At 67.1% G+C, this 11,624-nt stretch carries 9 protein-coding genes and 1 pseudogene; 9 read left to right on the forward strand and 1 reads right to left on the reverse strand.

The annotated features are described in order from the left end of the window. Window positions 1–102: 102 nt before the first annotated feature. A pseudogene (locus BUB62_RS18555) lies at window positions 103–441 on the reverse strand (Tn3 family transposase); the annotation flags it as partial. A gap of 128 nt (window positions 442–569) precedes the next feature. Between BUB62_RS18555 and BUB62_RS18560 the strand changes: the two are divergent. From BUB62_RS18560 to BUB62_RS18595, 9 genes are all read left to right on the forward strand, one after another. Further along, the gene (locus tag BUB62_RS18560; protein ID WP_073112793.1) at window positions 570–2,609 is read left to right on the forward strand and encodes a PAS domain-containing sensor histidine kinase; all 2,040 of its coding nucleotides are present in this window, start codon (window positions 570–572) and stop codon (window positions 2,607–2,609) included. 38 nt (window positions 2,610–2,647) lie between these two features. Further along, window positions 2,648–2,788: a hypothetical protein gene (locus tag BUB62_RS19395; RefSeq protein ID WP_159437494.1), complete on the forward strand. Its 141-nt coding sequence runs from the start codon at window positions 2,648–2,650 to the stop codon at window positions 2,786–2,788. Window positions 2,789–3,091: 303 nt separating this feature from the next. Beyond that, window positions 3,092–3,571, forward strand: coding sequence for a BLUF domain-containing protein (locus BUB62_RS18565; protein WP_073112795.1), 480 nt, complete (start codon window positions 3,092–3,094; stop codon window positions 3,569–3,571). A 69-nt stretch (window positions 3,572–3,640) separates the two neighbouring features. Continuing rightward, window positions 3,641–5,716, forward strand: coding sequence for a PAS domain-containing protein (locus tag BUB62_RS18570; protein WP_159437495.1), 2,076 nt, complete (start codon window positions 3,641–3,643; stop codon window positions 5,714–5,716). Window positions 5,717–5,843: 127 nt separating this feature from the next. Beyond that, window positions 5,844–6,251 (forward strand): response regulator, encoded by a 408-nt coding sequence (locus tag BUB62_RS18575; RefSeq protein WP_073112799.1) that lies wholly within the window; start codon window positions 5,844–5,846, stop codon window positions 6,249–6,251. 65 nt (window positions 6,252–6,316) lie between these two features. Beyond that, window positions 6,317–6,799, forward strand: a complete 483-nt coding sequence (locus BUB62_RS18580) for a response regulator (RefSeq protein WP_073112801.1) — start codon at window positions 6,317–6,319, stop codon at window positions 6,797–6,799. 117 nt (window positions 6,800–6,916) lie between these two features. Next, window positions 6,917–7,348 (forward strand): BLUF domain-containing protein, encoded by a 432-nt coding sequence (locus BUB62_RS18585; protein WP_073112803.1) that lies wholly within the window; start codon window positions 6,917–6,919, stop codon window positions 7,346–7,348. Between the two features lie 553 nt (window positions 7,349–7,901). Further along, a complete protein-coding gene (locus BUB62_RS18590; protein WP_073112805.1) occupies window positions 7,902–8,492 on the forward strand; it encodes a recombinase family protein in 591 nt (196 codons plus the stop codon). 9 nt (window positions 8,493–8,501) lie between these two features. Then, entirely contained in the window at window positions 8,502–11,522 is a 3,021-nt protein-coding gene (locus BUB62_RS18595) for a Tn3 family transposase (protein ID WP_073112807.1), read from the forward strand. Window positions 11,523–11,624 lie beyond the last annotated feature (102 nt).

An 11,624-nucleotide genomic window follows, 5' to 3' on the forward strand; every position in this document is an offset into this window, starting at 1 on the left:
TGCAGTACAAGTTTAGGTAAACGGGTTTTTCCGGTCCCGGAAGCGTATTTAAGCGAAGCGCTCATAACTGGGGTAGCACAAGAGTAAGAACAGAAATTCCCGTTAGGGCAGTTGGGCGAGCTGTTCTTCCAGGCTCGTCGGGTCGCGTAGCGGCCGCAGTTGGCCGGCCGCAATGCCCTCGGGCAAGGTAAAATCGTAGCGACCGAGCATGTTGATGTGCTCGTGCAGCAAGGGCGAGAGCCGGGCCACCTCGCCCGGCTCCGGCGGTTCGGCCACGGCCTGGTGTTGTTCCAGCGCCTGTTGCAGATAGCGGGTATTCCACAGCACCAGGGCGTTGACGACCAGCCCGAGGGCGCCCAGCTGGTCCTCCATGCCCTCGCGGTAGCGCTGGCGCAGTTCCCCCTTCTTGCCGTGAAACACGGCCCGGGCCAACTTTCCGCGTCTTGCCCTCCGACGCGTCCCGCCCAGTACGAGCGGGTTGCCCAAAACTCACCAGGAGGGCGGCTGGCCAAGCGTGAACCACTAACGGAAACCCGCTACCTTCGTAGCCTACCGGTACCCGAACTTGTATGGCAGATACTACGATTACGCTGCCCGCAGGCCTGCCGGCAGACCCCGCCCTGCTCGCCACCCTGCTGGAGTTGCTGCCGCTGGGGGTCATCTACTACACCCCCGTACTCGATGCCACGGGCACGCTCACGGACCTGACGCTGGCCTACCTCAACCCCGCCGCCCAGCGCATGACCCGGCTGCCCGCCCAGCCCGCCACCACCTACCGCCAGCAGTTTCCCACCACCGACGCGAATGGCGCGTGGGCGTTTCACCGCCGCAGCTGGCTGGGCCAGGAAGCGGGGCAGTTCCAGTTCTACTACCAGGCCGATGGCTTTGATGCCTACTTCCGCGTCACGGCCCAGCGCCTCGGCGACGGACTGCTGGCCCTCTTCACCGACACCCAGGACGAGGGGCGCAGCCCCGCCGAAGAGGCCTTGCGCGCGAGCCAGGCCCGCGAGCAGGCCGCCCGGGCCACCGCCGAAGCCCAGCAGGAGAGGCTGTACGCGGTGTTTGAGCAAGCGCCCGTGGCCATCAGCCTGCTGCAAGGCCCCGCGCACGTCATCGAGTTTGCCAACGCGCGCATGGCGCAGTTCTGGGACCGGCCGCTGGCGCAGGTAGCGGGGCAGGCGCACTTTACGGCCCTGCCCGAGCTGGCCGGCCAGGGTTTCGAGGCCATACTCGGCGCCGTCTGGCGCACGGGGGAGCCCCATTACCTGCAGGAGCAGTTCGTTTCCCTGCGCCGGGCCGGGCAGCCGTACCAGGGGTACTTCAACATCACCTATCAGCCGAGCTACGACGGCCAGGGGCAGCGCACGGGCGTAATGACGTCGGCCGTTGACGTCACCGAGCAGGTGCTGGCCCGCCAGCAGGTCGAGCAGCTCAACGCCGAGCTGGAAGCCCGCGTGCAGGCGCGCACCCGCGCGCTGCAAACCCTGTTCGCGCAGGCCCCCATGGCCCTGGTGGTGCTGCGCGGCCCGCAGTTTCTCATCGAGCAGGCCAACGCCCAGGCCGCGTACATCTGGGGCGTGGACATGGCCGACGTGCTGGGCCGCCCCCACTTCGAGGCCATTCCCGGCGCGGCCGGCCAGGGCTTCGAGGAACTGCTGACGGGCATTCTGGCCACGGGCGAGGCCGTGGTGCTGCGCGAGGTGCTCATCAAGCTGGCCCGCGCCCACACCGGCCAGCCCAGCGAGGGCTACTACAACGTCATCTTCAAGCCCCTCTTCGACGACGACCAGCCGCAGCCGTCGGCCATTGTGGTGATGTGGACCGAAACCACCGACCAGGTGCTGGCCCGCCAGCAGGTGCAGGCGCTGAACGAGGAGCTGACGGCCACCAACGAGGAACTGCACGCAAGCAACCAACAGCTGATGCGCACCAACGTGGACCTGGACAACTTCATTTACACGGCCAGCCACGATTTGCGGGCCCCGATTAGCAACATTGAGGGGCTGCTGCTGGCCCTGGAGCACGAGCTGCCGGCGGCCGGCCGCACCGGCGACGTGCCGCTGATGCTGACGATGATGCAGGACGCCACCGAGCGCTTCCGCCGCACCATTGCCCACCTCACCGACCTGAGCCGCCTGCAAAAAGAGCACAGTCCCGACGCCGACGCCGTGGCCCTGGCCCCCGTGGTGGAGGCCATGCGCCTCGACCTGGCGCCGCTGCTGCTGGAAACCCAGGGCCAGCTGATGGTGACCATTCCCGAAGGCCTGACCGTGACGTTTGCCGAAAAGAACCTGCGCTCGGTGGTCTACAACCTGCTCAGCAACGCCTTCAAGTACCGCCACCCCGACCGCCGGCCCGCGGTGCAGCTGCGCAGCTGGCTCACCGACGCCGCCGCCGTGCTGGAGGTGCAGGACAACGGCCTGGGGCTGGACTTGGCGCAGGGCCAGGAAAAGCTCTTCGCCATGTTTCAGCGCCTGCATACGCACGTCGAGGGCACCGGCGTGGGCCTCTACATGGTCAAGCGCGTCCTGGAAAACGCGGGCGGCCACATCGAGGTAGAGAGCCAGCTCGGGCAAGGCTCTACCTTCCGGGTTTATCTTCCGCGCTAGTCCCGCTGCCCCGGCCCGCTGGGCGTACGCTGCGTCAGATGCCCCCAATTCCCGCCGTGCGGTTGGTTGACGACGACCCCGCCACCCGCGCACCGGTCTGGTGCAGCGGCTCAACGTGTACCGGCTCGACAACGGCTACTGGCACTGCTACTTACGAGGCTGAGCTGCTGGCGGCGTAGCCACGGCGCCCTGCCCGTGGCAACTTAACCGCCGCAGGCGGCAACACCCACCCCGCCGTAGCCGTAAGGTGTGCTCCTGCACACGCCCCCCTGCCAAGCCAGCCGCTCAACGGCCGGTCCTGTCTTATAAGCTGAACCGTAACTGGCTTGCATTTCAAAAGTTACGGGACGTGCTAGGTTGTGTTCAGGCCGGGCGGTACCTTCACTCCCGTACAGCTACTGCCTTCCGGTCAGGTATTTCCTCCCTATGGGCTCCTTGCCGGTGGTAGCATCCGCAACAACCTTGACCCGCATCCGGCTTTAATGCTTCCGCCCGTTTCCCTACACAAAATTATCTACCGCAGCGCCGCCGTTCGCCCGTTTTCCCCCGAGCAGCTGCGCGAGCTGCTCCACGCCGCCCGCCGCTACAACCACGCCGCCCGCATTTCCGGGCTGCTGCTCTACGCCGAAGGCCACTTTCTGCAAGTGCTGGAGGGCGAGCCAGCAGCCGTGCAGGCGCTCTACCAGCGCATCCTCGCCGACCCCCGCCACACCCACGTCACCACCACCTTCGACGGTCCCGTACCCCAGCGCGCGTTTCCCGACTGGAGCATGGGCTTTGCCGGGGACGGGGGGGCAGCCACCACCTACATCGTCGGGTACGTGGATGCCGGCCGCCTGAACTTTCTGCTGCCCCGGGCGGCGGGTATGCCCGCCGCCCTGCTCGCGCAAATCCAGCAGTTTCTGGGCCAGCAGCTCCCGCCAGTACTGGCCCAGGCTTTTCTGTATACCCCGCAGGACTAACGCATCTTTCAGCTATTTTTTCGCTTCTATTGCCTTGCCGGCCCCGCGCCCATGTCCTTGCATTCCCTGTTGTCGCTTCATTCCCTGCCCGCCGACGAGCTGCTACGCCACGTAACGGACGTTTCGCTGGCGGCGGTGCAGCTCTGGCGCCCGCTCTACGCCGAAGGCGGCACGCTGTTCGACTTCGCCCTCGAATACCTCAACCCGGCCGGCCAGCGCATGCTCGGCCTGCCGGCCCGGCCCGGCGGCACCATGCTGGGGCGCTTCCCCCACGCCGGCCCGTCGGGCACCTTCGACTTCTACCGCCAAGTGTACGAGTCGGGCGAGCCCGGCCGCCTCGACCTCAATTACCAGGCCGATGGGCTCGACGACTACTACCGCCTGGCGGCGACCCGCTGCGGTCCGCTGCTGGTGGTCAGCTTCACCGACACGTCCGACTACGAGCCCGGCGCCGTGGAGCAGGCCCTGCGCGAAAGCCAGGCCCGCGAGCGGCTGGCCCTGGCCGATACCCTGCGCCAGCGCCGCCGCCTGCTGTCGGTGTTCGAGCAGGTGCCGGCCCTGGTGGCCCGCGTCAACGGGCCCGACCTGGTGCTGGAGCTGGCCAACGCGGCCTTGCGCGAAGCCTTTCCCGGCACCCCGCCGCTGCTGGGCCGCACCGTGGCCGAGGCCCTGCCCGAGCTGGCCAACTCGCCCTTGCTGGCGCACCTACACAGCGTGTTCCGCACCGGTGTGCCCTACCACGGCACCGCCCTGCCCACCCGCACCGCCGCGGGCGCCCGCTACTTCGACGTGGTGTGCCAGCCCAGCCACGACGCCGACGGCCTCACGGCCGGCGTCTTCGTGTTTGCCTACGACGTGACGGCGCAGGTGGAGGCCCGCCGCGCCCTGCAAACCCTCAACGAAAGCCTCGAAGCCCAGGTGCTGGAGCGCACCAACGCCGCCCTGGCCAATCAGGCCACCGCCCTGGCCGCCGCCCACCGCCAGGTGCAGGAGCGCGAGGCGTTTTACCGCATCTTCGAGCAGAGCCCGGCCCTGATTTTGCTGCTGCGCGAGCCCGGCCACCGCATCGAGTACCACAACCCGGCCTTTCACCACGCCTTTGCCGGGCGCGAGCTGCTGGGCCGCTCCTTCTCCGAAGCCCTGCCCGAGCTGGTGCAGCTGGGCGTCGGAACGCGCCTCACCGCGGCCTTCACCGAGGGGCTGCCCGCCGTCGACGCGGAGCTGAGCCTGCCCGACCTGACCGACCCCGCCGCCCCGCCCCGGTTCTACACCTTCACCTACCAGGCTTACCGCGAAGGCGACCAAATCATGGGCGTCACCGTGTTCGGCACCGACGTCACCGAGCAGGTGCGCGCCCGCCAGGAGCAGGCCATCAGCCAGCGCCAAACCGCCACCCTGGCCGAGGAGCTGCTGCTGGCCAACCAGCGCCTGATTCGCACCAACGCCGACCTGAACGCCTTCACCTACACCGCCTCGCACGACCTGGGCGCCCCGCTGGCCAACCTGCAGGGCTTGTTCCTGGCCTTGCGCGAGGAGCTGCCGCCCGCCGTGCAGCGCGAGGAGGCGGTAGCGCCGCTGCTGCGCCTGATGCAGGGCGCGCTGGACCGCTTCCAGCGCACGCTGGCCGACCTGACCGATGTGATTCGCGACGACGCGGAGTTGCAGCAGCCGGCCGAAACCGTGGACCTGGCCGCCCTGCTCACCGACGTGCAGCTCGACCTGCAGCCGCTGCTGGCCGAAACCCAGCCGGCCCTGACGCTCGACGTGGCGGGCTGCCCGCGGCTGTGGTTTGCCCCCGGCCACCTGCGCAGCATCTGCTACAACCTGCTCAGCAACGCCCTCAAGTACCGCGACCCGGTCCGCCCCCTGCAGGTGCAGCTCACCTGCCGCTGCGAGGCCACGGCCGTGGTGCTGGAAGTGTGCGACAACGGCCTGGGCGTGTCGGCCGAGCAGCAGGCCCGGCTGTTTGGCTTGTTCCAGCGCCTGCACCCCCAGGTGCCCGGCTCCGGCGTTGGGCTCTACTCCGTCAAGAAAGTCGTGGACAACGCCGGCGGCAGCATCCGGGTGCGCAGCGAGGTGGGCGAGGGCACGTGCTTTACCATCTACCTGCCCCGCCATATGGCCGAGGTGCCCGCGGTTTCGTAAGCCACCTACTCTCGGCGCTCAGCACCCCTGCTTTTGCCGGCCAGCCGGCTAGGGGGCCAGGGGGCGTTGAGCGCCGAGAGTGTATGAATAGTTTTTTCAATATTAACCCTGCTGCCGGCCGACCCGTATGTCTAAGCTTTCCGCCGTTCTGCTTATTGACGATGACCCCGCCACCAACCACCTCAACGAGCGGCTGCTGCGCCGCCTGGACTTGGCCGACCACTACCTGTTGGCCAGCGACGGGGCCGCCGCCCTGCGCCAGCTGCAGCAGCTAGCCGCCGCCCAGCCGCTGCCCGGCCGGGTGCTCGTGCTGCTGGATTTGCTCATGCCCGGCATGGACGGCATGGGCTTCGCCGCCGCCGTGCGCCAGCTCCCGGCCGCGGTGCAAGGCGCGCTGGTTATTCTGGTGCACACCCTCAACATGAACTCCCACGACCTGGGCCGCCTCGACAGCCTGCCCATTGCCGGTCTGGTTAGCAAGCCTCTGACCGAGGAGAAGCTCGCCACCGTGCTGCAGCTGCATTTCGGCCACTGATTAACCTGAATGTGCCGCATGCCGCCGCTCAATCCCTATTTCTCACCGCTTTTCACTTTTCGCTGATGGAACCGCTCCCCGCTGTGCTATTGGTTGACGATGACGACACGGCCAACTTTCTGCACCACCGGCTGCTGCTGCGCCACCAGGCGGCCCACCGTGTCGAGGCCGTGCACTCGGGCGCCGAAGCCCTGGCTTGGCTAACGGCTACCACCGACCAGTTCAGCCCCACCCATCCGGCGCTGATACTGCTGGACATCAACATGCCCGACATGAACGGATATGGTGTGCTGGCAGCTTTCCAGCAGCTGCCTCCCGCCCGGCAAGCCAACGCCCGCTTTGTCATCGTCACCTCGTCCACCAACGCCCAGGACCTGCGGCGGCTGGCGCCGCTGCCCCTGCTCGGCGTGGTGCAAAAGCCCCTGACCGCGGAAAAGCTGTCCGATGTTCTGGCCTGGTACTGGCAGCCGCTTACCCGCCAGCCCCCCTTCGCCACCGCCGCAGATGGTCCCGTGGGTGGCACTCAAACCAGTACATTGCAGTCCTGACGGTCAGTTGGCGCGAATGGGGTATGGAACCCGCGGGGCGAGCAGTCCGTTGGTGAGTCGTCCCCACACCAGTAGGGCGCTGTTGTTGTCCGGAGTTGTAGCCCTTACGGTGTACGCGTGTCACTTCACCACATCATTTACCTGAGTACCCCCACGGTGGCCCTGCCTGAGGCTGCCATGCACGCCCTGTTGGCCCAGTCCCGCGCGCGCAACGAGCGCCGCGGCATCACCGGCCTGCTGCTCTATGGTCCTCGTCTGTACGTACAGCTGCTGGAAGGCGAATACGACACCATTCAGGCCCTCTACCAGCGGATTCTGGCCGACCCCCGCCACCACGGCCTCGTGAAGCTGGCCGACAAGGCCATTGCCGCCCGCAGCTGCCCCGACTGGGCCATGAGCGGGCAGCCGCTGCTGGCACCCGCGGCGCAGCTTGCCGGCTACCGGCCGCTCGATACTTTGGTGGTGCCCAGCCCGACGCAGGCCGGTGCCCTCGTGCTGGAATCTGCCCGCCAGCAGCTGCTTGCCCACCTCCATCCGCCCACGCCATAGGCCCCAGCAGGTGGCCCGCGCCCGGTTTTTTGTTTCGCCCGTTCAGGCGACACCGCAAGCCACCGGACAGCTAGCCTTGGCCATCCGAACTACCGCATAACACACGGGTCAAGGAATCCATCCCTTGGTTTTGGGTAGATGCTGCACTAAATGCCTTTACCGTTCTGCCCCGGCACCTGGCCCCCACCCGTTCGCCTTTGGCCTTGGCTAAAAGTTTGGTTCATTGGTTCAAAGGTTAATCGCTGATGTTACCAGTGGCCATTTTTTGCATGGCCATTGACAATGACAGTATGTTCTCACACGAGCAACCCTGCCTTGTGCGCATACTAATGGCCATGTGCGAACTATAAGGGGTGGCATGAGAGTAGGAACAGAAAGTATTGGTAGCGGAAAACTGCGCAGGCGGGGCGTCTCAGAATACGGGCGTTTTTTCGGCCCATTGGCCTCGCTAGTTTGAGCGGTTCTTGAGGCTAGTAAAAATGTCTCATATGCTGTTCTCACGAATCAACGGCTCGCTATCTTTGCCTTCGTTGACTTCCTGAGAATACCGCCTATGATTTTCGGCTACGCCCGCGTCAGTACCCCCGACCAGCAACTGCACCTGCAGACCGATGCCTTGCAGGCCTATGGGTGCGCCGAGGTGGCCCAGGAAAAAGTGTCGTCGGTCAAGGAGCGGCCAGCGCTCCAACACCTGCTGACCCGCCTGCGGCCGGGCGACACGCTCGTGGTCTGGAAGCTGGACCGGCTGGGCCGTTCGCTCAAAGACCTGGTCACGCTAGTGACGGGTTTTCAAGATAAGGGCATCCACTTCGTCAGCCTGCAGGACCACCTGGACACGACCACGGCCCAGGGCCGGCTCATGTTTAACCTATTTGCCTCGCTGGCCGAGTTTGAGCGCGACATTCTTCGCGAACGGACCCGAGCAGGACTGACGGCCGCCCGCGCCCGCGGCCGGCAGGGGGGCCGGCCGAAAGGGCTTTCCAAAGAGGCCTTGTCGAAAGCCCAGGCCGCGAAGACCCTTTATCTGCAGCAGGACAAGACCGTAGCGGAAATTGGCCAGCTGCTCGGGGTGGGCCGGGCCACCATTTACCGCTACCTCGCGCATTTGGGCGTCCCGATGGGCGGCAGTCCGGCCAGCCCGTAAGCGCCGCGTATGCCCGTTGAATTTCTCAGTGACGAGCAAGCCGCGCGTTACGGTCGGTACCACGCCGACCCCAGCCCCGAGCAGCTCACCCGGTTCTTCTACCTGAGTGCGGCCGATAAGCAGTTTCTGGCAGCGCGGCGCTTGCCCCATACCCGCCTGGGCTGCGCCGTGCAGTTGGGGACGCTGCGCTTTTTGGGCACCTTTCTGGTCGACCCGCTGCAGGTTCCCCCCGTGGTGGTGCAGATCCTGGCCAGCCAGCTCGGCCTGGCTGCTGAGCAGCTGGTACCCTACCGGGACCGGCTCAATACCGGCTACGAGCACCAGCCCCTGATTCAGGCCTACCTGCAGTACCACTCGTTTGACGGGCGGCAGGCCTTTCGGCTCACCCGCTGGCTCTACGCCCAGGTGGCCACCAGCACCGTGCGGCCGAGCGTGCTCTTCGATTTGGCGACTGCCCACCTGGTGGCCCAGCACGTGGTGCTGCCCGGCGTCACGGTGCTGGCCCGCCTGATTGCCCGGATCCGCGAGCGCACGGGGCGTCACCTCTACCGCCAGCTGCGTGCCCGCCTTAGCCCGGCCCAACAAGCGGCTTTGGAAGCGCTGCTGCAGGTGGAGCCGGGCGAGCGCCTCACCCCGCTGAAAGTCCTGCGCACGGCCCCCACCCGGGTTTCGGCACCCGCTTTGGTGGCCGCCCTGCGCCGCCTGGACCAGATTCGGGCCCTGGGCGTGAGCGAAGTGCCCGTGCAGGATTTGCCCGAAGCCCAGCTGGCGCGCCTGGCCCGGCACGCCCAGTCCGCTTGGGCCCAGACCCTGCTGCGCATGAGCGAGGAGCGCCGTCTGGCTACGCTGCTCGTGTTCGCCCAAACCCTCGAACGCACGGCCACGGACGACATTCTCGACCTGTTTGACGGGCTGATGGCCGCGCTGGCCTTGAGCGGGGAAACGACCCGCCGCCGCGAGCGCCTGCGCTCGCTCAAGGATTTGGACCAGGCGGCCCTGGTGCTGGAGCAGGCCGTGCGCCTGCTGCTCGACGAGGCCGTGCCGGACGCCGACCTGCGCCAGCACGTGCTGAAACGCTTCGGCCCGGATGCCCTACGGGAAGCGGCGGATGCCGTGCAGGAATTGGTCCGCAGTGACGAGGACCCGCTGGTGGAGGCGCTAAGCAGTCGTTACGCCACGGTGCGGCGCTTTCTGCCGGCGCTGCTGCGCGGCGTGGTATTCGAGGGCACGCCCGCGGCCAAGCCCCTGCTCGATGCCTGGTGCTTTCTGCAGACCCAGGAAACCGGCGGCCGGGGCTGCCCGAAGTGGGAAGCGGCCCCGCGCACGGTGGTGCCGCCCCGCTGGGCGCGGCGGGTGTTTCCCGCGAAAGGCCAGGTCCATCCGCCCGCCTACACGCTGTGCGTGATGGAGCGCCTGCACCAGGCGCTGCGCCGCCGCGACGTGTTCGTGCGCCGCAGCGAGCGCTACGGCGACCCGCGCGCCGAACTGCTGCGCGGCGAGGCCTGGGAGCAGGTTCGCGATTCCGTGGCTCGGGCCTTGGAGCGCTCCACCGACCCGCAGGTCGAACTGACCCGCTGGCAGCAGCAGTTGGCGGCGGCCTACACGGAGGTGAGCACGAACCTGCCGCACAACGCGGCCCTGCAGGTACTCGAGCAAGACGGGCAGCCCTACGTCGCGCTGAGCGCGCTGACGGCCCAAGGCGAGTCGGACCACATGCGTTCGCTGCGGGCCCAGCTGGCCCAGCGCCTGCCCCACGTCGAGCTGGCGGCCCTGCTGCTGGAGGTAGATGCCTTCACCGGCTTTGCGCGCGCCTTCACCCACGTGGCCGACGGCCAGCCGGCCGCCGCCGACGTGCCGCTCAGCCTCTGTGCCGTGCTGCTGGCGCAGGCCTGCAACATCGGCCTGAAAACCGTGGCCCGGCCCGAGGTGCCGGCCCTGACGCTGCCGCACCTCTCGTGGGTGCAGCAAAACTACCTGCGGGTGGAAACCCTGACGGCGGCCAACGCCCGGCTGGTCGACGCCCAGGCGCAGCTGCCCCTGGCCCAGGCCTGGGGCGGCGGGGAGGTGGCCTCGGCCGATGGCATGCGCTTCGTGGTGCCCGTCCGCACAATTCACGCGGGCTGGAACCGCAAATACTTTGGCTCGGAGCGCGGCGTGACCTACTACAACTTCACCAGCGACCAGTTCTCGGGCTTTCACGGCATCATCATTCCCGGCACCCTGCGCGACTCGCTCTTCATCCTGGCCGGGCTGCTGGAACAGCAAACGAGCCTGGACCCTAAGGAAATCATGGCCGATACGCACGGCTACAGCGACGTCGTGTTTGGGCTGTTCTCGCTGCTGGGCTACCGCTTTAGTCCCCGATTGGCCGACCTGCCGGACCAGCGGTTCTGGCGCCTGGAAAAAGAAGCGGACTACGGGCCCCTCAACGAGCTGAGCCGCCACGTAGCCAATGCCCGGCTCATCGCCGAGCACTGGGACGACATGCTGCGGCTGGCCGGCTCGCTCAAACTCGGCAAGGTCAAGGCTACGGCCGTGATGCGCACCTTGCAACGGGCCGGCTCGCTCTCCGGGCTGGGGCGGGCCGTGGCCGAAGTCGGGCGGGTCGAGAAAACGCTCCACCTGCTGGCTTACGTGCAGGACGAGGCCTACCGCCGGCGCATCTTGGTGCAGCTCAACCGGGGCGAGGGGCGCCATGCCGTGGCCCGGGCCGTGTTTCACGGCAAGAAGGGGGAACTGCGCCAGCGCTACCGCGAGGGCATGGAGGACCAGCTGGGCGCCCTCGGGCTGGTCGTCAACGCCCTGGTGCTGTGGAATACCCGCTATCTGCAACAGGCGCTGGAACAACACCAGGCCGTGGCCGAACCGCCGGAGCCGGGCGAGGTGGCCCGGCTCTCGCCCCTGCTGCACGAGCACATCAACATGCTCGGTCGCTACGATTTTACCTTGCCCGAGGGCATTGCGGCCGGCCAACTGCGGCCGCTACGCGACCCGACGAGCCTGGAAGAACAGCTCGCCCAACTGCCCTAACGGGAATTTCTGTTCTTACTCTTGTGCTACCCCAGTTATGAGCGCTTCGCTTAAATACGCTTCCGGGACCGGAAAAACCCGTTTACCTAAACTTGTACTGCA

It is taken from the genome of Hymenobacter daecheongensis DSM 21074, assembly GCF_900141805.1.
GTDB lineage: Bacteria > Bacteroidota > Bacteroidia > Cytophagales > Hymenobacteraceae > Hymenobacter > Hymenobacter daecheongensis.

Bases quoted from the DNA above. Each gene is read 5' to 3' on its own strand.
- BUB62_RS18580 (WP_073112801.1), top strand. From the start codon at position 6,317: ATGGAACCGCTCCCCGCTGTGCTATTGGTTGACGATGACGACACGGCC.
- BUB62_RS18595 (WP_073112807.1), top strand. From the start codon at position 8,502: ATGCCCGTTGAATTTCTCAGTGACGAGCAAGCCGCGCGTTACGGTCGG.
- BUB62_RS18575 (WP_073112799.1), top strand. From the start codon at position 5,844: ATGTCTAAGCTTTCCGCCGTTCTGCTTATTGACGATGACCCCGCCACC.
- BUB62_RS19395 (WP_159437494.1), top strand. From the start codon at position 2,648: ATGCCCCCAATTCCCGCCGTGCGGTTGGTTGACGACGACCCCGCCACC.
- BUB62_RS18590 (WP_073112805.1), top strand. From the start codon at position 7,902: ATGATTTTCGGCTACGCCCGCGTCAGTACCCCCGACCAGCAACTGCAC.
- BUB62_RS18560 (WP_073112793.1), top strand. From the start codon at position 570: ATGGCAGATACTACGATTACGCTGCCCGCAGGCCTGCCGGCAGACCCC.
- BUB62_RS18565 (WP_073112795.1), top strand. From the start codon at position 3,092: ATGCTTCCGCCCGTTTCCCTACACAAAATTATCTACCGCAGCGCCGCC.